Source organism: Yoonia litorea, assembly GCF_900114675.1.
GTDB lineage: Bacteria > Pseudomonadota > Alphaproteobacteria > Rhodobacterales > Rhodobacteraceae > Yoonia > Yoonia litorea.
Window position 1 is genome coordinate 135,696 of the sequence record NZ_FOZM01000003.1, and the last position, 18,958, is coordinate 154,653.

The following is an 18,958-nucleotide window of genomic DNA, read 5'->3' on the forward strand; positions in this document are numbered from 1 at the left end:
CGGCTGGTGCACAGCCTGTGTACAGCCAGTGTACAGGGTGTGTACGCCTCCTGAACCCTTCCCATACCGCCTTTTCGAAAGGAAAATCCATGGGACGCATCCCCCGCGACTACCTGATCAACCGGCTGGTTACACTTGTGCTGACCATCCTGATCGCGGCCACGATTATCTGGATCATCCCGCGGCTCTCGCCTGTCGATCCGGCGGAAATCGCTCTCGGACGCATGGCCGCCGGTGCTGGTTCGGTCGCGAATTCAGAGGAAATTCTGGCGCAGTTGCGCGCGAACATGGGCATCGATCAGCCGCTAATTGTTCAATACTTCAAGTATATTAGCGGTGCTCTGGTCTTTGATTTCGGTCTCTCGACAGCTGCATTCCCGACGCCTGTCTCGACGCTGATCCTCAATGCGCTGCCTTGGACGCTGGGTCTGATGATCCTGTCGCTCCTGATCACTTTTGTGATTGGTAACCTGCTCGGCGCGCTGATGGTCTGGGACCGCTCACCCAAGCTGGTGCGGGTCGCCATCCCCGCCGCCATGGTCTTCACCTCCATCCCCCCAATCCTCTCAGGCCTCCTGCTGATGTGGATTTTCGCAGCGAAACTCCAATGGTTCCCCCTCACCGGCGCGTACTCGATTTTTGTCGAGCCAGGGTGGTCCTGGAGCTTTGTCCAGTCTGTGCTGCATCACGGGTTCCTGCCTGCCCTGTCGATTGTCGTTGTGACCTTCGGCTTCTGGGCGTTGGGGATGCGCGGTCTGATGATCGGCGTGCAGGGCGAAGACTACGTCAAGCTGGCCGAAGCCAAGGGCCTGCGCCCGCGCTACATCCTTTACCGCTACATGATCCGCAACGCGATCCTGCCGCAAATCACGGCCTTCGCGCTCAAGATCGGGCTTCTTATCGCCGGGCAGGTGCTGGTGGAACGGATCTTTGCCTATAACGGGATGGGCAAGCTTCTCTACGATGCGATCCTCAATCAGGATTTCCCTGTGATCCAAGGCGTCAGCTACGTCATTATCCTGATCACGGCGCTGTCTGTCTTCCTTGTCGATCTGCTTTATCCGTTCATCGATCCACGCATCAGACATGAGGCGGCCTGACCATGACATCGCAAGACAACATGCCGATGACCCGCGCCGAAAAGAAACAGGCGCGCCGCATCAGACGTTTTGATAATCCGTGGATCAATCCCAAGCTGATCTGGGGTGCGGCCTTGCTGCTGGGCATCGTCGCTATCGGGATTATCGGGCGTTTCGTCTGGAACCTTGATCTGGTCTTTACGGGCTCGGCACCGCTGAAACTGCCGCCAATCGGGTTCGAGAACCTGCGCGGTCAACCGGGTGTCCTTGATCACCCTCTGGGCACTGACGGCGGCGGACGGGATATGCTGTCGCTGATTATCATCGGTGCGCCCAATACATTGTTCGTAGGGCTACTGGCGTCGCTGATCGGTATGTCGATCGGGATTTTTCTCGGCTTTTCCGCTGGCTTTATGGGCGGGCGCACCGATGACGTGATCCGTGTCGGCGCTGACGTGATGATCACTATCCCGCCGCTCTTGATCCTCGTCGTGTTTCAGTCGGCCTTCGGTGATGTGTCACTAACCATGATGGCCCTGCTCATCGCAGGTTTTGTCTGGCAATCGCCCACGCGCCTGATCCGCGCACAGGTGCTGTCGATGAAGCAGTCCGGCTATGTGCAGATGGCGCAGCTATCCGGTGCATCCACCAGTCACATCATGTTCCGCGAGATGCTGCCGAACCTTGTGCCTTATCTCTTCGGGTCGTTCATCGCGAGTGTGACCACGTCAATCGTGACGGCTGTCGGCCTTGAAGTGCTCGGCCTTGGCCCGCAGCGCATCCCGACCCTTGGCCGCACCATCTACGAGGCGATCAACGCAGGCGCCCTGATCCAGAACCTCTGGTGGTGGTGGGGTATTCCGACGCTCTTGCTGGGGATCATCTTTATCGGCCTGTTGCTGATCAACCTTGGACTTGATGAAGTCTCCAACCCACGTCTGAGGAAGTTGTCATGACCGATAAACCAGTTCTGACCCTCAAGGATCTTTCGATCGAGTTTCCTACGCCGAAAGGTGTTGTACAGGCGGTCAAATCACTCAGCCTTGATATCCACAAAGGCCGCCGCGTGGGTTTCATCGGCGAAAGCGGGTCCGGCAAGACAACCACGGCGCTTGCCGTGATGCAGATGCTTGCGGAACCGGGCCGCGTGTCCGGCGGGACAATTGATCTCAGTGGCACAAATATCCTGCATCTGAATGAAGAGGAAATGCGGCGCACCCGACTGAGCCGCGTCGCCTATATCCCGCAAGGTGCGATGAACTCGCTCAATCCTGTGATGCGGGTCGAGCCGCAGATGTGGGATGCGATTATCGCACATGAAGGCAACAAGGACCGCGCCGAACTTCAGCGCCGGTCGGATGAAGCGCTGGAAAGCGTGGGCCTGCCTCCACGCGTCGGCAAGCTGTTCCCGCACGAACTGTCCGGTGGGATGAAACAGCGCGTCTGCATCGCGATGGGGATTATCCTGAACCCGGAACTGATGATCGCCGATGAGCCGACCTCGGCACTGGACGTGGTCACGCAACGGCAGGTGATCCAGACGCTCAAGGATATCCAGAGCAAGATAGGTTCCGGCCTGATGATGATCGGGCACGATATGGGGCTGATGGCGCAGACCGTCGATGAGCTTGCCGTGTTGAAAGACGGTGAGCTTGTCGAGCATGGCACTGTGCAGCAAATCCTTGAGGCACCCAAGCACCCTTACACCAAGGACCTGATTTCATCGGTCCCGCTTGTGGGCGGCGAAAGCTTTCTCAACCCCGATGCGCGGGCCGAAGCCCCCAAACGCGCCAGCTCAGAGCCACTCTTGCGGTTCGACAACGTACGCAAGGATTATGGATCGGTCACAGCGCTTCGTCCTCTGTCGTTCACCTTGCAAGGGGATACGCCGCAGATCATTTCGATTGTGGGTCAGTCGGGATCAGGTAAATCGACGATGGGCTCGATCATGCTTGGTTTCAATCCACCAAGCCAAGGGCAGGTCCTATACGAAGGGCAGGACATTCAGCGCATGAACGCGGGCCAATCGCTGGAGTTTCGCAAGAACGTGCAGGCGGTCTTTCAGGACCCATACGCCTGTTTCAATCCGTTCTACCGCGTCAACCATGCGCTGAAGTTCCCCTACAAGCAGTTCGGGCTTGCCACCTCAGAGGCGCAGACCCAGCGCGCCATGGAAGAGGCTTGCGCTGCCGTGGGTCTGGACCCCGATCTGGTACTTTCGCGCTATCCGCATCAGTTGTCAGGGGGGCAACGGCAGCGATTGATCGTGGCCCGTGCATTGATGCTGTCACCAAAGCTTCTGATTGCAGATGAACCGGTGTCGATGGTCGATGCATCCTTGCGCGCCACGATCCTGTCGAACATCTATGACCTGAAGGACAAATACGGGATTTCGATCCTTTACATCACTCATGATCTCGCGACCGCCTATCACGTGAGCGACTACGTGATGGTGCTGTTCAAGGGGCATGTCGTCGAAGCTGGACCGCCGAAAGAGGTGATCGGCGCACCCCAGCACCCCTATACCCGACTTTTGATCGACTCGATCCCATGGCCTGATCTGGAAAGATCGTGGGGCGATGGCCGTGGCGACTGGGACCCGGCGCAACTCGAAGCGCAAGCTGAACGTGCTGCAACCGAATATCGCGGGGATGTTCCCGGGTTCGATTTGTTGCGGGCCTAGTCAAATGGGCGGGCGCTGGCCATTCACGGCAGAAAAGATCGCGTCGCGGCTGACGCTGATCGCCCCACATATCTTTCGCCGCAAACTGCCGTTACCTGCGTTTCGCATCCTGCCGCTGCCGGCCGCACAGATTGATGCGCCGATCTGCGCCGACCCGACAGGTTGGGAGGAAATCCCGCATTACACCTACTGGGGCGGTGCCGATCTGAACTTTGTGATGAAGTCCAGTTTCAGCGTGCCAGAGACCTGGGACCGCGATTGTCTGGCTCTTTACATGCCGCTGGGTGTGATGGGGGATATCTTCAATCACCCTGAGGCACTGGTCCACGTTGATCGGGTGCCCATCGGGTCGGCTGACAGATACCATCATACAATTCCGCTTGATCCCTCGGTGGCGGATGGCAAAAGCCATATGCTTTCGTTGGTCGGATGGACCGGTCTTGCCGGTTGGCCGCCTGATCCGAACGCGAAAACCAAGCTCTTTATGGGTGAACCGGTTCTGGTGGAGATCAACCAGCCGCTTTGGCAGTTTCATGCGCAGGCCACATCGGTTCTGGATGCCGCCTCGAAAATGCCATCAGACTCCGACACGCATATCGGTCTGATCCGTGCGCTTGATGCAGCGTTCAAGGCCCTTGATACGCGTGCGCCTTTGGCGGAAGGACTGCAACAGACCATTGCGAGCGCGCAAGCTGTTCTCGACAAAGAGATCGCGGCGGCGGGCAAGCCACTGGATGTCACGCTGCACGGCATTGGCCATGCGCATATGGACATTGCCTATCTTTGGCCCATTGACCAGATCAGGCTCAAGAATGCGCGCACCTATTCCAACGTCTTACGGCTGATGCGTGACGATCCGGATTTCAGGTTCTCGCATTCCCAACCACAGCTCTATGCGATGGTCGAGCAGGACTTCCCGCAGATCTTTGCCAAGATCAAAGACCGCGTCGCGACCGGGCAGTGGGAGGTGATGGGCGGCATGTGGGTCGAACCGGACCTCAATATTCCCGGTCCTGAGGCGCTGGTCAGGCAACTCATGCTGGGGCGTGCCTACTTCAAGGATCGTTTTGGCGATGTCGAAACACCGGTCTTGTGGTTGCCTGACACCTTCGGCTTTCCTGCGCAGATACCGCAACTCATGCGCCATGCGGGCCTGAAATACTTTGTCACCAACAAGCTAAACTGGAACCAGAAGAACAAGGTCCCATGGTCAACGCACCTTTGGGAGGCACTTGATGGCAGCCGCGTCCTCGCGCACATCCTGACCACGCCGCGCGATGTGCAGTATCTGCCATTCCCGACCAACTACAAAAGTGACCTGAGCGCTGGCGAGGTTCTGGGAACGGCAACAGATGCCACGGTGCCTGCGGCCCTTTCCGAGCTTCCGATCTGTTATGGCTATGGCGATGGTGGCGGTGGCCCGACCACGGATCTTCTTTACAAAGCGCGGGCCTTTGCAAACCTGCCGGGGATGCCACGCTTCAAGATGTCGACCGTTCGGGACACTTTTGCAGCGCTGGAGAAACACGCCGATGTGCTCTCTGTCTGGAAAGGTGAGCATTACATGGAGGGCCACAGGGGCGTTCTGACGTCTCAAGGCTGGATCAAACGTGCCAACCGGCTGGCCGAGCGTGCGCTACATGAGGCTGAGGCCCTCGCCGCGATGGCCGGTCATCAGCCTGACCTGTCAGAGGCGTGGAAGCTTCTTTGTTTGAACCAGTTCCACGATATCGTCACAGGCACCTCCGTTCCGATTGTTTTTGAGGATGCGCGTCGCGACTTTGAAAAGATCGGCGCGTTGGTCGAGAAGGCGGCGGGTCAGGCCGCCGCGGCACTTGCGGGGAACGCGCCCGCGGTGCTGAACACCTCACCCTGCACCGGCCCGCGCGTTGTCGCCGACTATGCCGGGGGGCTCCATTACTTTGCAAGTCTGCCAGCCTACAGCGTGACACCGCTTAGCGCAGCGCAAGAACCTGTTCTCCCTGTTTCGATCACGCAGAACGATAGCCAGTTTGTTCTGGAGAATGGATACCTCAAAGTTACGTGTGACAGCCACGGCCGCCTGACCTCAGTCTATGACAAGGCGCTTTCCTGCGAGGTCTTGCCGGACGGCGCGCTTGGCAATGTCCTGCAGGCTTTCGAGGACCGGCCCATCGCGTGGGATGCCTGGGACATTGATCCCTTCTTCGAAGACCGGATGGATGAGGTCAGCGGTGACAGCGAATGCGAGATCATCGAGGATCATCCGTTGCGCGTGCGCCTGCGCGTCCGTTTTGGATGGTGCAACAGCCGTTTCACCCAGACGATCTCGCTTTGCGCCGACTCGCGCAGGATCGATTTCGAGACGGAAGCAGACTGGCACGAACAACATACCTTGCTCAAAGCGGCGTTCCCCACAGGGATCAGGGCCAATTCTGCCGAATTCGATATTCAGTGGGGGTCCGTCCAGCGGTCAACCGCACGGGAAACGTCTTTCGATCAGGCCCGCTTTGAGGTGCCAGCCCAGAAATGGGCGCGGCTGTGTGATGACATGCGGTCGATGGCAGTGCTGAATGATTGCAAATATGGCTGTGACGTGCGGGAGGATACGATCAGGCTCACGCTGATTAAATCGGCAACATCACCCGACCCGCAAGCCGATCAGGGCAAACATGTGTTCACTTACAGCCTTCTGCCATTGACCGGGAATGATCGCGCGACCCTGAACCACGAGGCTTACGCGCTCAACACGCCGTTGCGCATCGTGAAAGAGGCGGGCGACGCCTCTGATCTCACGACGCCATTTGTGAGCATTGATACCGCGCAAGTCATCATCGAAACGCTGAAGCCCGCCGAAGACGGAGATGGGGTCATCCTCAGGATGTTCGAGGCGACGGGCGAAACCGTGCAGGCCAATCTGGTATTCAACCGGCAAATCGCGTCAGCGGAGTGCGTCGATTTCCACGAAGATCACACGGCAAATTTGGCGACTACAGGTGATAAACTCTGCCTCTCATTGAAACCCTATGAGATCACTTCCGTCCGGATCAGGTTTGAAAACGGGGAAGGGGCGTAGTCGGTGGGGTGAGGAAGATTGCATTCGAAAGATGCGCATCCGATTTTTGCATCCAGCCTCTACTTCACCCTGCCCTGAGTGAGCGTAGGAACAGACCAGCGCCGCCAACCAACAAGACAAGAATGATCAGCAAATCAAGGATGCTGATCCTTGCAAACTGGATTTGCATATTTGCAATCACTCCAAAAACAAGAGCGACGACTGAGACACCGGCAAGTATCCAACCGGCCCAGTTCTGAGCGTTATAAAAGATCATTCCGACCCCGAAGACAAATGGGATCAGGATAAATCCGCTTGTGACCGGCAGTCCGCCTACGCGAAAGGCCACCGCGCCGAACCCGAAATTCGGGACCACGATAATGCTGTTGAGCAAAAGATACGCGCCACCAATCATCATAATCAGACCGATGATGAAGCTGGTTGTCCCGCCGTCAGAGCCTCCTGCGCCGCGTGCCATGTGACCCCCTGTCTGCGGTTCCGATGTGGGAGAAATAGTGTGCGGGGCGGATGATTTCCAGAGCGCGATGTCTGCAAATCACATCGCCTACAAAGAGACGGCAGACCCGGGCCTGCCGCTCTATCACATTGGCTTACACCCGCGCTTTCAGCGCTTCCATGAGCTCCGTCATAATATCGACGTAGGGCTCGCTCTTGAGCTTGTCGTTCTCATCAAAGGCGTTACCTGAATCAGCGACAAGCAACTCCGGTCCTTGCAAGATTTCCGGCCGGAAAGGCATCATCATCAAACGCAGGGCAAATTGCGTGCGCTCCCCGCCGGCACGGCCAGCGGCGGCAGACATGATGGCCAAAGGTTTGTGTTTCCATGGTGACCCTTTGGTGCGACTGACCCAGTCCAGTGCGTTCTTGAGCGACCCAGAGGGGGCCTTGTTGTATTCTGGCGTCGAGATGATCACCGCGTCAGCCGCAGCGATCTGATCTGCTAGCTTTTGCACCGATGGCGGTATTCCGTCAGCCTTTTCCACATCGCCGTTGTAAAGCGGCAGGTTGATATCGCCCTCGATAAACGTGTCAGGTGCGAAGACCTCGGCCGCATGGCGCATCAGTTTGGTGTTGGTCGACGCTTTGCGCAGCGATCCGGATATTCCCAAGAGTGTCGTCATCGTCTTTCCTTTTTTCACCGTTCGGCCTGACTTAGGACTACCTCTTGAAAGAGCAACCTGCGTGCTTGCACAGACCTGTCTGCTGACACATGGTGACGGCAGACTTGGAGGGGCAAAGAATGGTTCGGCATGGTGGCAAGATCCTCAGCGATCAATTGGTAAAACTCGGTGTAAAGAGGGTTTTCTCGGTCCCTGGCGAGAGTTTCCTTGCCGCACTCGACGGGCTTTATGATAGCGGGATCGCCAATATTGTCTGCCGTCAGGAGGGTGGTGCCGCGATGATGGCCGAGGCCTACGGCAAGATGACTGGCACACCCGGTGTTTGTTTTGTCACACGTGGTCCCGGGGCGACGAATGCTGCGGCTGGCATTCATATTGCCATGCAGGACAGCACGCCGATGGTGCTGTTTGTGGGCCAGATCGACAACCGCCACACCGACCGTGAGACCTTTCAGGAAGTCGACTACAAAGCCGTGTTCGGCAGTCTGGCGAAATGGGTGGCGCAGGTCGATCACACCGACCGTTTGCCGGAATATATCGGGCGGGCGTTCCGCGTGGCGATGTCTGGCCGACCCGGGCCAGTTGTCTTGGCGCTGCCCGAGAATATGCTGAGCGCTGACGCGGAGGTTGCGGATATCACATTGCCCACACTGCCCAAGGCGCAGATGACGCCTGATACATTGCAATCTGTCATGCATGCGCTTGGTCAGGCCGAACGCCCGCTTGTCGTGATTGGTGGTCCCCACTGGTCACCAGAGGCGCAAGCGGACTTGCAGGCATTCGCAGAAATCCAAAGCGTGCCAATCGCGGTGAGCTTTCGCAGGCAGGACTACATCAACAACCATCACCGCTGTTATGCCGGTGATTTGAATGTCGGGATCAACCCGCGGCTCGCAAAGCGGGTGCGTGAGGCGGATCTGCTGCTCTTGATCGGCACGCGCTTTGGCGACATTGAGACCCAAGGTTACACGCTGGTTGATCCGGCCGATCCGCAGAAGACGATCATCCATATTCACGCAGACGCTGACGAGATCGGGCGGGTCTATACCCCCGCCATCGGGATCACCGCGACTGCCCCTGCGGCTCTTGACCAACTTTCCAACGCAGCCCCCGCCGGTGATTGGAGCGGCTGGACGGCTGCCGCCCGTGCGGACTACGAGGCATGGCTGGCGCCGCAGGAAAGCCCCGGCGCGCTTAAACAGGAAGCGGTGATCAAATGGCTGTCTGACAACCTGCCCGATGATGCTGTCGTCACAAATGGCGCTGGCAACTATGCCGCATGGTTGCACCGGTATTTCGTATACAAAAGACATGGCACGCAACTTGCGCCAACGTCCGGGTCGATGGGCTACGGATTTCCGGCAGCGATTTCTGCCTCACTTGAGCATCCCGACCGCACAGTCGTGTGTCTTGCAGGTGACGGCTGTTTCCAGATGACCTGTAACGAGATGTCGACCGCAGTACAGCACGGGGCCAAACCGATTGTCGTGGTCATGAACAACGGTCGCTACGGCACGATCCGGATGCATCAGGAAAAACACTATCCGGCACGCGTGTCCGGCACGATGCTGGCGAACCCTGACTTTGCCGCCTTTGCAAGGGCTTACGGTGGACATGGCGAGTTGGTCGACCGCAGTGAAGACTTTGGCGCATCATTTGCGCGTGCGGTGGCCTCTGGCCTGCCTGCGGTGATCGAATGTCGGGTGGATGAAGAGGCGCTCTCGACTGGTGCCACGCTGTCGGCGGTTCGGGACGCGGCTTTGGGCAAGTAAGTTCCTTCGAAGGAACCGACCAAGACGTTTCGAAACATCTTTGGCCTAAACCTCGCGCCACTCGGTCGGGCTGTTTTCCTGCCAGTCATTGCGGTGCAGAAGCGGCGTGTCGTCATCCGAGGCCGCCTTGCCCAGACAGAAATACCCCGTCAGAGACCAGTTCGCGGGCACGTCAAAGATCGTGGCAATCCCTTCGGGATCAAGGATCGACACCCACCCCATGCCAAGGTTCTCAGCCCGCGCTGCAAGCCAAAGAGTATGGATCGCGGCGACTGTCGAATAGGCCAGCATCTCTGGCATCGTCTGCCGGCCCAACCCGTGGCCCTCATCCGGATCGGTCTCGGTGAAGATCGCGAGATGCACCGGCGCATCCCGTAACCCTGCCAGTTTCAACGCGTTGTATTCCGCGCGTTTTTCGCCCTCGTAGAGTTTGGCCGCCTCGGCATTTGCCGCCTCGAAATTCGCAATGACCGCCGCGCGTTTATCAGGTGAGACGACATTCAACACCCGCCATGGGCTGGCATTTCCCACCGAAGGCGCCAATTCCATCGCTGCGCGCAAACGTTCCAGAACTGCCTCGTCAATCGGATCAGACAGAAAGTGGCGCACGTCACGCCGCCAGCGCAGGATATCCAGCAGCGCGTCCCGATGGGCTTGCGTCAGTTTCATTTCAGGTCTGCACCCATTTGCCCGCTTGGCTTGGCAGGAAAGCCTCGACTGCCGCTGTGGCCACCACAGCCGTTTCCCCCGTTTCAGGGTTCGGGATGTTGAGGCCGCCTTTGGTCACGGATACCTCGGCCTGCCCGCGGGGCAATCCTGATTTCAGTGCTTCGGGGTCGATCTTGTCGGGTTCCTGCACGGCCACAGTCACCTGCACCCGCATATCGGTATGGGGCAGGCCCGTGCTTTCAAAAATCGGCAGCGTCGAATGGCGTATTGCGTCCTCGATCGCCCGCCGCGCAGCCTTTTGATAGTCCATCCCGTGCAGGTCGTTGCCCATCCCCATTTCGATGATGATGCGTTGTTCCATCAGGCGCGCTCCATGTCGAAGGAGACATTGATCGCGACATTCGCAATCACGGTGGGCTTGCCGCCGTCGCCACGCGGCACATCCAGACCGCCATGTTTGACGGTGATCGTGGGCCGGCCGTAGGGAAAAATCGACATCAGGCTTTTAGTGTCCACCTGATCGGGTTGCTGCACGCCGATTTCCACGTCGATCAGCATCGCCTCTTTCGGGAAGCCGTAAAGCTCGGCCATGTTGATCGAATTGTGCCAGAGCGCATCCTGCAGCCCGCGCCGTGCCGCCTCCGTATAGTCCTGCCTGCGCAGGCTGGTGCCAAGGCCAAATTCCGTGAGAACGCGGTGCTTGGGCATGTCTAACTCTCCTTTCGGCGTGTGAACGCGCGGTTTGTCTTATCCCACCGCAACTTGGCACTCCGCGCCAATCGTGCGCAACTGTCATCAAGTCCCAAACGGTTTGTCCAATTGGAAAGTGACCGGATAGGGATTGCGTGGATATCTCCGAACCCATCGACGAGCACACACTCACGCGGCCCCAATGCGGTGCCTTGCCAGCGGTGACCAAGGACGAAGTTTTTTGGGTTCATGTCGCTTGCGCGGATGTTCAGTCGATAGATCCGGCTGACTGCATCATTAAGCAAATCGAGATCCTCATCTTTCAATGATCCGGATCTCGCAAGTTCCCCTAACGTCTTTCCGAGTGTTCCGTCAGCTTCGGTCACACTTTCCGTCAAACAACCAAGTCCCAGATTGGTGCTGACGAACCCCATCATATGGCTGATTGGTATTCTGGCTTCGCGCCCTTCGGTTTTGAGCATCAGCCGTAGGTATTCCTGATATTCCTTACGCACTTGCCGTAACCGCGTGCTGGGCAATAGCTGGTCCATCCGCCCGTTGAAGTTGCTCCGTTGAGGCATCTCATCGGCGGATTTCAGGACCTTGACCAGTTTTGTCTTGTCGAATGGGTGCCTGAAAATCGCGCGCTGAACACCGCTTGCAATCTGGTCGTCTTTGTTCAGCTCTAGCTGCGCCATCGTCTGCGCGCCATTAAAACTCCACACCGATCTGTGCCTTGATGCCAGATCGGAACGGGTGTTTGACCAGCTCCATTTCCGTGACCAGATCGGCCGCTTCGATCAGGTCTTCATGTGCGTTGCGACCTGTCAGCACCACATGGGTCATCTCTGGCTTGTGGTCGCGCAGGAAGGACACGACCTCGGCAATGTCGACATAGTCGTAGCGGATCGCGATGTTGATTTCGTCCAGCAGGACCATCTTGTTGCTTTCATCAAGGATCAACTCTTTGGCCTTGGCCCAGGCCGCCTGCGCCATCTCGATATCGCGGGACTTGTCCTGCGTTTCCCATGTGAAGCCCTCACCCATGGTGTGGAATGCGCAGATGTCGCTGAACTTGGACATGATCAGATCACGCTCGCCAGTCGACATGCCGCCTTTGATGAACTGCACAACGGCACATTTCATGTCATGGGCGATGCAGCGGAAGATCATACCGAAAGCGGCCGAGGATTTCCCCTTGCCTTTGCCCGTATGGACAATGATCAGACCCTTCTTGTCGGTCTTGGTGGCCATGATCTTGTCGCGGGCGGCCTTCTTCTTTGCCATCTTCATTGCGTGGCGGTCGGTATCTTCAGTCATGTCATGCTCCCTTTGGCGGCCAGGCTATCCCGTCACAATGTCCGCGTAAATGTGATGGAGGTGGGTTTGTCAAAGCCCGCGTGCGCGGTGCGTCCGGATTCCACAAAACCCATGGCGGCAAAGGCCGCGTGATTGGCTCTAAGTTCAATTCGGGATTGCAAGGTCAAGTTCGGCAACCCTAAAGCTCTCGCATGCTCTGCTGCATATGTGATGAGTTGTTTCGCGTAGCCTCGACCGCGTGCTTCCTCTGCCACAGCGATCTTTCCCAGATAAAGGGTGTTCTGCATTTCCTGCATGACCATGGCTGCGACTGGCAGCGTACCAATGACGATCAACTCACCTTTGGTTGCGTGATGCCGCGCAGCGGCAATATCAAAACGCGTAATGGATGACGGCGGGTCGATCAGCCCATCCATATATGCGAAGGCATCCGTGATCAGTCTGTGAACGGCATGCAATCGGTGATCGTTTGCCGTGATGCGCTCAGGATGTGACACGATCTAACGCAACAGACCGGCAATCCGTGCGCGCGCCGAGTTTGATTTGGGCTGCCAGAGATTGCGGTCGATTGCTTCTTGCAGGCGCTGGGCGATTTCCTTCAGCGCCGGTGCATTGGCGTCTGCAATGAAGTCTCGGGTGTCGTCATCGGCGAGAAACGCCTCTTCGACCAGATCAAAATGATGGTTGCGGACCGCCCCTGTCGTCGCGGCAAAGGCAAAGAGGTAATCGACGGTTGCCGCAATTTCGAACGCGCCTTTGTAGCCGTGTCGTTTGACCCCATCAATCCACTTGGGGTTCACGACACGGGAACGCACCACGCGGCCGATTTCATCCTCAAGCGTGCGGATCACGGGCCGTTCCGGGCGCGAATGATCGTTGTGATAGATCGGGCGGTCCTGCCCCTGCAGCGTGCTGACCGCTGCGGCGGCCCCGCCTTCGAACTGGTAATAGTCGTCGCTGTCGAGCACGTCATGCTCGCGGTTGTCTTGGTTCTGGACGATGGCCTCGGTCTGGGAAAGCCGCGCCTCGAAGGCTGCCCGGTCGCGGCGTCCTTCTGCGCCGGACCCGTAAGCGTAAGATCCCCATTCAAGATAAGCCTCTGCAAAATCAGATCGCTCGGCCCAGATGCGTTCGTCGATCAGCGCTTGCAGTCCTGCGCCATAGGCCCCGGGTTTCGAGCCGAAGACACGCGTCTGATCCTCGCCCTTTCTGGTGCGCGCGGCGGCAGGGTTCAGATCGTCGGGTTCGTCCAGCGCCTGCACCGCACGCGCGGCGCTGTCGACCAGCGCGATCAGTTGCGGGAATGCGTCGCGGAAAAAGCCGGAGATACGCAAGGTCACGTCGACGCGTGGCCGACCGAGAACCGATTGAGGCAGCACCTCGAACCCAGTCACGCGGCGGTTGGCGCTGTCCCATTTGGGCTTGACGCCCATCAACGCCAAAGCCTGAGCGATGTCATCGCCGCCGGTGCGCATATTGGCGGTGCCCCAAGCTGTGACCAGCATCGTGCGTGGCCAGTCGCCATGGTCTTGCAGGTGTTTTTCAATCAGCAGGTTGGCCGACTTCCATCCCAACGCCCAAGCGGTGGGGGTTGGGACGGCGCGGCTATCGACGGAATAGAAGTTGCGGCCCGTGGGCAGAACATCCAACCGCCCGCGCGTGGGTGCGCCGGAGGGGGCTGGGGGGACGAACTTACCATCCAGAGCGCGCAAAATGCCTGCTCCTTCGTGAGGGCCGCAGTCCCGAATGGCGGTCGAGATGGTGTCTGCGATTTCTTGCAAAACGAGGCCTGAGGCCGGGCCTGGTGCTTCGACTCCGCCGTCGACAAGCCGTTGAGAGAGGTGTTCGAGACGTTCGACTGTGTCGCCGTTCGTGCGCCATTTGCCTTCGCCTTGAAGCGCCGCAGGTTTGCGCATCGCAGGTGCTGCCAGATCGCAATCCAGAGGGTCGATACCGCAGTCGAGATCGGTCGCCAGCGCGCGCAGCAGCGACGCATTGCATCCGCTACCATCGCCACGTGGGACGCGGGCAATGGCAATGGCGAGATCGCGGGCCAAGGGGCCTTCGGGGGATTGCCCGAAAATGTGCAGCCCGTCCCTGATCTGCGCCTCTTTCAACTCGCACAGATAGGCGTCGAGCTTGCCAAGGTCCGTGTCTTGATCGCCGGTAAAGCCTGCATCCTTTGCCAGACCCGTAACGTCAGAGAGCGACAGGATTTCCTTGCGCAGATGACCAATGCGACGTGGATCGACGCCAGCGGCCTCGTAGTACTCGTCCACCAGCGCTTCGAGATCGCGCAACGGACCATAGCTTTCGGCACGGGTCAGCGGCGGGGTCAGGTGGTCGATGATCACCGCACTGGCGCGGCGCTTGGCTTGCGTGCCTTCACCGGGGTCGTTGACGATGAAAGGGTAGATATGCGGGGTCGGCCCAAGGATCGCCTCGGGCCAGCAGGTTTCAGAGAGGGCGACTGCTTTGCCTGGCAACCATTCTAGGCTGCCATGTTTGCCCATATGAACAATCGCATCTGCGCCCCAGTGATGCCGCAGCCAAAAATAGAAGGCGAGGTAGTTGTGCGGCGGAACAAGGTCAGGCGAATGGTAAGTGTCCGTCGGATCGATATTGTAGCCCCGCGCCGGTTGCAGGCCAACAACCGCATTGCCGAAGCGGTGAATCGAGAGGGCGAAACCGGTGCCGGTTGCAGCGTCGGGTGCCTCCGGCGGGAGTTTTTTCGCCAAGATGAAGGGGTCATCTTCAGGGGCGCCCCAGCGCGTGGTGATCTGTTCCTTAAGATCCCAAGGCAGGGCGTCGTAGTGCTGTTTGTAGATGTTCAGCGGCAGGAATTCTCCGCCATTCTTGTCGGCGCGGTCGGTAAGCCAGTTCGTCGGGCCCGCCATAATCTGGTGCATCAATGCGGCGCTGTCGGCTGGTGGCGTGACGGCGTGGCCAGCGTCTTTCAGAAGGTTCAGCACATGGACGGTGCCAGCAGGTGTGTCAAGACCGACGCCGTTGGCCAGACGCCCGTCTTTATTGGGGTAGTTGGCCAGGATCAGTGCGGTCTTCTTGTCGCCCGCGCGCGTCCGACGAAGGTTTGCCCAGCCTTTGGTCAGTTGCGTTACAAAGTCGATCCGATCACCGCGCGCCTGATAGGTGGCAATCGGGCATTCAGTGGCTTGGTCGAAAAAGGCCTCGCCTTTGAAGCTGACCGCACGCGACAAGACGCGGCCGTCCACCTCGGGCAGAGCGACGTTCATAGCAATGTCACGGGCCGAAAGGCCGTGCAGGCCCTCATCCCACGAAGCTTCGGATGCGCCTGACAGGATCACCTGAAAGATAGGCGCATCGTTTACCAGCAAGGGGTTCGCAGGGCTGTCGTCGCCATCGTGCGGGCTTCCCACGGCGAATGCCGTGCAGTTCAAGATCACATCTGGCGGGGCTGCATCAAAGAGACTGTTGAGCGTGGCCGAGCTGACCGTGTCTTTCAGGCTCGCCACGAAGATGGGCAAAGGGTTCAGACCGGCACGCAGCAAACTGCGGGTCAGTCGATTGATCGGGTTCAGGCCACCACCCTGCACCAGGGCGCGGTAAAAGATGATTGGGATAACCGGTGCGCCTTCGGTCCATTCGGCCTGTGCCGCAGTCAGATCAGCGATGCCCGCACCTGGCCAGTAGACACCAGCACGCAGCAGGGGACTGGCGGCGGCAGGCTTGTCCGCTCCGGTCAGCATCGCCTTTGCGTAACTCAGAAAGGCAGTGCTGTTTTGTGGCCCGCCTTCAACCAGATAGGCCCACAGGGCGTCATAGTCTTCAGCACTTACTGTCGAGAGTTCACGCAACTCAGGATCGGGCTTGTCGTCACCCGGCAAAGCGACGAATGGCACGCCCGCCTCGTGCAGCCTTGCGGCGTATTGGGTCAGGCCGTATTTCCAGTACCCCGCGCCGCCAAGGATGCGGGCGATGACCAGCCCCGATTTTGTGGCACAATCATCCAGATGCAGATCCACCGACATCGGGTGGGTCAGGTGCATCATATTTGCCAAGCGCAAGCCCGGCGGATCAGCCATCTCTGATCGCGCCTCTGAAAGCGCGGCAAGTTCAGTATCGGCGGCAGAGATGACGACGACATCGTCAGGGGTCTGTCCAAGATCGACAGGTTCACTGCCGTCGGAAATCGCACCAGGTGTGGCGGCAAGCAGATGCATCAGACCTGACCAACTTTGGTGGCAGGCGGAACCAGTTCAGTGCCAGAGCGTTCGCCAGTATGAGCAAAGAGAGAGAAAGCGAAGGCGAACCGCTGCGCCCAGACGTCGACGATCTGGAAGAGGCGCAAGAGAAGGCCGATGTTGATAGTGGTGACAATCCGCATGACAGGCCCGCTGACCCGGCTGATCACATGGATGAGGACGAGGCGCATGGGAGAACGCTCCGCGACCTTGAAATGAGGCCTGATCTCTAAGGTCAAATCCGCTTCTCCATGAAGATCGAACTGCCAGCGTTTTCGTAGCCGCCGAAGGCCCCGCATGCGGTAAATCCATGTCTTCGGTAAAGCGCGTGCGCTGCATGAAGGACGTTACCGGTTTCGAGTTTCAGAAGTTCGAGTCCTTCTTCGCGTGCCTGGTCCTCTATCTGGCGCAGGATCGCATCCGCGACGCCTTGGCCACGCATTTCTTCAGCGACAAACATCGACTTCACTTCGCCGTAGCCCGCTTTTGGGGCCAAGGCGCCGGTGCCGCAAAGGTCGGTGCCAATACGCGCGGCGAAAAAATGGATCGATGGATCAACAAGGTCGTCGATATCAAGATAGAAATTGTCTTCTGGCGGAAAGAGGCTTTCCATTAAAGCGTGGCTCTGTTTCAACAAGGCAGTTGCCTGCGGATGACGTGGGTCTGTCCGCTCGACGATGATCATGATGCGAGGGCAGCAGAGATCGCGTCGTGATCAAGTCCTGCCTCACCGATCACTACCAGACGTGTCTCGCGGGTGGCCGCGCCAAACGGTTGATCGAAATAAGTGTCGACCCGGGGTCCTACCGCCTGAATGGTCAGACGCATGGGCTTGCCCTCTACCGCGACGAAGCCTTTCAAGCGCAGGATGTCGTGAGTCCGGATGACATCAGCCACCTGTTGGGCGAAGGCCTTTGCATCTGTGATTTCGCCGCGAGTGAAGATGAAACTTTCAAACTCGTCATGTCCGTGTTCATGTTCGTGGTCGTGATGATCATCATCATCCTCATCGTCGTGGTGGTGATGATGGTGGATTTCGTGGCGGGCCTCCAGATCGTTCTCCGCGCCGATACCCTGACCGAGTAGAACGTCCACTGGCAACGCGCCCATGGCAGCTTTCACCACTTGAACACCCGATCGCGCCTCGGCTTTCAACTTGCTGCTGAGGGCATCGGCTTCCTCTGCGCCTAAGAGGTCTGTCTTATTGACCACAATCATGTCAGCGCAGGCGATCTGATCTTCGAAGAGTTCGGACAGGGGCGTTTCGTGATCAAGGTTCTCATCCATTGCACGCTGCGCGTCGATGGCAGCAACATTATGCGCAAATTGTCCGTCATGGACGGCGCGGCCATCGACCACTGTGACAACACCATCGACAGTCACTTTAGTCGAAATCCCCGGCCAGTTGAAGGCGCGCACGAGTGGCTGCGGAAGTGCCAATCCAGAGGTTTCGATAACGATATGGTCGGGCTTCACGTCCCGCGCCAGCAACGCCTCCATCGTGGGAATGAAATCATCGGCAACGGTGCAACAAATACAGCCATTGGAGAGCTCGACGATATCGTCCTCGGAACAGACCTCGTCGCCGCAGCCCTTCAGAATATCGCCATCCACGCCAAGATCGCCGAACTCATTGATGATCAGTGCGATCCGCTTGCCTTCGGCATTCTGCAACATATGGCGGATCAAAGTCGTTTTTCCCGCGCCCAAGAAACCGGTAACGACGGTGGCGGGTATTTTGGCTGGCATCTGGCGGCTCCGTTCGCATGCAGAAATGACGCCGCAGTTTTGGCGGGCTGCCAGCCATGATGCAAGGGGGCTATTCGACCTGAAATGTCCTTTCCACGAACAGCGGTTCGCCGTTTGCGACCCAAATTCGGTGATCATTGCCACCGAGGTAGATGTGAATTGTCACATCGCCCTCGGGCAGGTTGTTGAAATGATGGTAGTTGCCGTAAAGACGTCCAACGTTCACGCCGTTCACAAACATGTGGCCATGGCCGGTACCAGCCTCGACCGGGCCATTCGTATCTTCGGGTGTCATGACGAAACCGTCAGCCGTCAAGATGAGGTTGTGACCGGAAGAAGGATCCTTCTGAAGGTCGACTGCGAGTTCGGGGACCGGCAACTCGGACGGCCACGGCATACTGTTTGCTTCCCGAAGGTTCTGGTAGGGAGCATCGCCAACCTCCAGGTTTTCGGCAGGCGCCATGGACGCCAAGACATCGCCACCATAGGCAGCGCCGAGGGCCGAACCAGTCACCAGACCGATCAACAGATAAATAAATTTGCGCATGAATACCCCGTCATGAAAGTTGAGATTGCATCTAGCTCACCCATGTTCGG

Annotated in this window: 18 protein-coding genes; 5 read left to right on the plus strand and 13 right to left on the minus strand. The window is 58.3% G+C overall.

Going from position 1 to position 18,958, the window contains the following annotated elements:
* The first annotated feature begins 89 nt into the window (after nucleotides 1–89).
* From BM316_RS13845 to BM316_RS13860, 4 genes are read left to right on the plus strand one after another with little or no spacing between them, the layout of a single operon-like run.
* On the plus strand, nucleotides 90–1,100 hold the full coding sequence (locus BM316_RS13845; protein WP_090209806.1) for an ABC transporter permease: 1,011 nt from the start codon (nucleotides 90–92) through the stop codon (nucleotides 1,098–1,100).
* A 2-nt stretch (nucleotides 1,101–1,102) separates the two neighbouring features.
* The gene (locus tag BM316_RS13850; protein ID WP_090209808.1) at nucleotides 1,103–2,035 is read left to right on the plus strand and encodes an ABC transporter permease; all 933 of its coding nucleotides are present in this window, start codon (nucleotides 1,103–1,105) and stop codon (nucleotides 2,033–2,035) included.
* Nucleotides 2,032–3,762, plus strand: a complete 1,731-nt coding sequence (locus BM316_RS13855; protein WP_090209810.1) for an ABC transporter ATP-binding protein — start codon at nucleotides 2,032–2,034, stop codon at nucleotides 3,760–3,762. The genes BM316_RS13850 and BM316_RS13855 overlap by 4 nt, the downstream gene beginning before the upstream one ends.
* Nucleotides 3,665–6,817, plus strand: a complete 3,153-nt coding sequence (locus BM316_RS13860; protein ID WP_165606605.1) for an alpha-mannosidase — start codon at nucleotides 3,665–3,667, stop codon at nucleotides 6,815–6,817. Before BM316_RS13855 ends, BM316_RS13860 begins: the two co-directional genes overlap by 98 nt.
* A 64-nt stretch (nucleotides 6,818–6,881) precedes the next feature.
* Here the strand turns inward: BM316_RS13860 and BM316_RS13865 are convergent, their stop codons facing one another.
* The gene (locus BM316_RS13865) at nucleotides 6,882–7,274 is read right to left on the minus strand and encodes a hypothetical protein (protein ID WP_090209814.1); all 393 of its coding nucleotides are present in this window, start codon (nucleotides 7,272–7,274) and stop codon (nucleotides 6,882–6,884) included.
* Nucleotides 7,275–7,407: 133 nt separating this feature from the next.
* On the minus strand, nucleotides 7,408–7,938 hold the full coding sequence (locus BM316_RS13870; protein ID WP_090210397.1) for an NADPH-dependent FMN reductase: 531 nt from the start codon (nucleotides 7,936–7,938) through the stop codon (nucleotides 7,408–7,410).
* Nucleotides 7,939–8,057: 119 nt separating this feature from the next.
* On the opposite strand from BM316_RS13870, the gene BM316_RS13875 reads away from it, so the two are divergent.
* Nucleotides 8,058–9,710 (plus strand): thiamine pyrophosphate-binding protein, encoded by a 1,653-nt coding sequence (locus BM316_RS13875; RefSeq protein WP_090210399.1) that lies wholly within the window; start codon nucleotides 8,058–8,060, stop codon nucleotides 9,708–9,710.
* A gap of 45 nt (nucleotides 9,711–9,755) precedes the next feature.
* Here BM316_RS13875 and bluB read toward each other — a convergent pair whose 3' ends face one another.
* From bluB to BM316_RS13930, 11 genes are all read right to left on the minus strand, one after another.
* Nucleotides 9,756–10,379, minus strand: a complete 624-nt coding sequence (bluB, locus tag BM316_RS13880; protein ID WP_090209816.1) for a 5,6-dimethylbenzimidazole synthase — start codon at nucleotides 10,377–10,379, stop codon at nucleotides 9,756–9,758.
* A 1-nt stretch (nucleotide 10,380) separates the two neighbouring features.
* The gene (locus BM316_RS13885) at nucleotides 10,381–10,740 is read right to left on the minus strand and encodes a Lin0512 family protein (RefSeq protein ID WP_090209818.1); all 360 of its coding nucleotides are present in this window, start codon (nucleotides 10,738–10,740) and stop codon (nucleotides 10,381–10,383) included.
* Nucleotides 10,740–11,087 (minus strand): Lin0512 family protein, encoded by a 348-nt coding sequence (locus BM316_RS13890; RefSeq protein ID WP_090209819.1) that lies wholly within the window; start codon nucleotides 11,085–11,087, stop codon nucleotides 10,740–10,742. The genes BM316_RS13885 and BM316_RS13890 overlap by 1 nt, the downstream gene beginning before the upstream one ends.
* Nucleotides 11,088–11,089: 2 nt before the next feature.
* The gene (locus tag BM316_RS13895; RefSeq protein WP_090209821.1) at nucleotides 11,090–11,767 is read right to left on the minus strand and encodes a YrbL family protein; all 678 of its coding nucleotides are present in this window, start codon (nucleotides 11,765–11,767) and stop codon (nucleotides 11,090–11,092) included.
* A 13-nt stretch (nucleotides 11,768–11,780) separates the two neighbouring features.
* A complete protein-coding gene (cobO, locus tag BM316_RS13900) occupies nucleotides 11,781–12,389 on the minus strand; it encodes a cob(I)yrinic acid a,c-diamide adenosyltransferase (RefSeq protein WP_090209823.1) in 609 nt (202 codons plus the stop codon).
* A gap of 32 nt (nucleotides 12,390–12,421) precedes the next feature.
* Nucleotides 12,422–12,886 (minus strand): GNAT family N-acetyltransferase, encoded by a 465-nt coding sequence (locus BM316_RS13905; protein ID WP_242649917.1) that lies wholly within the window; start codon nucleotides 12,884–12,886, stop codon nucleotides 12,422–12,424.
* Between the two features lie 3 nt (nucleotides 12,887–12,889).
* Nucleotides 12,890–16,591, minus strand: coding sequence for a cobaltochelatase subunit CobN (gene cobN / locus BM316_RS13910; RefSeq protein WP_090209825.1), 3,702 nt, complete (start codon nucleotides 16,589–16,591; stop codon nucleotides 12,890–12,892).
* Entirely contained in the window at nucleotides 16,591–16,803 is a 213-nt protein-coding gene (locus BM316_RS13915; protein WP_090209826.1) for a hypothetical protein, read from the minus strand. The genes cobN and BM316_RS13915 overlap by 1 nt, the downstream gene beginning before the upstream one ends.
* 44 nt (nucleotides 16,804–16,847) lie before the next feature.
* Nucleotides 16,848–17,297, minus strand: coding sequence for a GNAT family N-acetyltransferase (locus tag BM316_RS13920; protein ID WP_090209828.1), 450 nt, complete (start codon nucleotides 17,295–17,297; stop codon nucleotides 16,848–16,850).
* The gene (cobW, locus tag BM316_RS13925) at nucleotides 17,294–18,361 is read right to left on the minus strand and encodes a cobalamin biosynthesis protein CobW (protein ID WP_090209830.1); all 1,068 of its coding nucleotides are present in this window, start codon (nucleotides 18,359–18,361) and stop codon (nucleotides 17,294–17,296) included. The genes BM316_RS13920 and cobW overlap by 4 nt, the downstream gene beginning before the upstream one ends.
* Before the next feature lie 70 nt (nucleotides 18,362–18,431).
* Complete coding sequence (locus tag BM316_RS13930; protein WP_090209832.1) at nucleotides 18,432–18,908, minus strand: hypothetical protein; 477 nt, start codon at nucleotides 18,906–18,908, stop codon at nucleotides 18,432–18,434.
* Nucleotides 18,909–18,958: the final 50 nt, after the last annotated feature.

What these genes read in the sequence shown, in the direction of transcription:
- BM316_RS13890 (WP_090209819.1), bottom strand. Translation starts at nt 11,087, where the DNA reads ATGCCCAAGCACCGCGTTCTCACGGAATTTGGCCTTGGCACCAGCCTG.
- cobN (WP_090209825.1), bottom strand. Translation starts at nt 16,591, where the DNA reads ATGCATCTGCTTGCCGCCACACCTGGTGCGATTTCCGACGGCAGTGAA.
- cobW (WP_090209830.1), bottom strand. Translation starts at nt 18,361, where the DNA reads ATGCCAGCCAAAATACCCGCCACCGTCGTTACCGGTTTCTTGGGCGCG.
- BM316_RS13865 (WP_090209814.1), bottom strand. Translation starts at nt 7,274, where the DNA reads ATGGCACGCGGCGCAGGAGGCTCTGACGGCGGGACAACCAGCTTCATC.
- BM316_RS13850 (WP_090209808.1), top strand. Translation starts at nt 1,103, where the DNA reads ATGACATCGCAAGACAACATGCCGATGACCCGCGCCGAAAAGAAACAG.
- BM316_RS13915 (WP_090209826.1), bottom strand. Translation starts at nt 16,803, where the DNA reads ATGCGCCTCGTCCTCATCCATGTGATCAGCCGGGTCAGCGGGCCTGTC.
- BM316_RS13870 (WP_090210397.1), bottom strand. Translation starts at nt 7,938, where the DNA reads ATGACGACACTCTTGGGAATATCCGGATCGCTGCGCAAAGCGTCGACC.
- BM316_RS13895 (WP_090209821.1), bottom strand. Translation starts at nt 11,767, where the DNA reads ATGGCGCAGCTAGAGCTGAACAAAGACGACCAGATTGCAAGCGGTGTT.
- BM316_RS13845 (WP_090209806.1), top strand. Translation starts at nt 90, where the DNA reads ATGGGACGCATCCCCCGCGACTACCTGATCAACCGGCTGGTTACACTT.
- BM316_RS13875 (WP_090210399.1), top strand. Translation starts at nt 8,058, where the DNA reads ATGGTTCGGCATGGTGGCAAGATCCTCAGCGATCAATTGGTAAAACTC.
- cobO (WP_090209823.1), bottom strand. Translation starts at nt 12,389, where the DNA reads ATGACTGAAGATACCGACCGCCACGCAATGAAGATGGCAAAGAAGAAG.
- BM316_RS13855 (WP_090209810.1), top strand. Translation starts at nt 2,032, where the DNA reads ATGACCGATAAACCAGTTCTGACCCTCAAGGATCTTTCGATCGAGTTT.
- BM316_RS13920 (WP_090209828.1), bottom strand. Translation starts at nt 17,297, where the DNA reads ATGATCATCGTCGAGCGGACAGACCCACGTCATCCGCAGGCAACTGCC.
- bluB (WP_090209816.1), bottom strand. Translation starts at nt 10,379, where the DNA reads ATGAAACTGACGCAAGCCCATCGGGACGCGCTGCTGGATATCCTGCGC.
- BM316_RS13930 (WP_090209832.1), bottom strand. Translation starts at nt 18,908, where the DNA reads ATGCGCAAATTTATTTATCTGTTGATCGGTCTGGTGACTGGTTCGGCC.
- BM316_RS13885 (WP_090209818.1), bottom strand. Translation starts at nt 10,740, where the DNA reads ATGGAACAACGCATCATCATCGAAATGGGGATGGGCAACGACCTGCAC.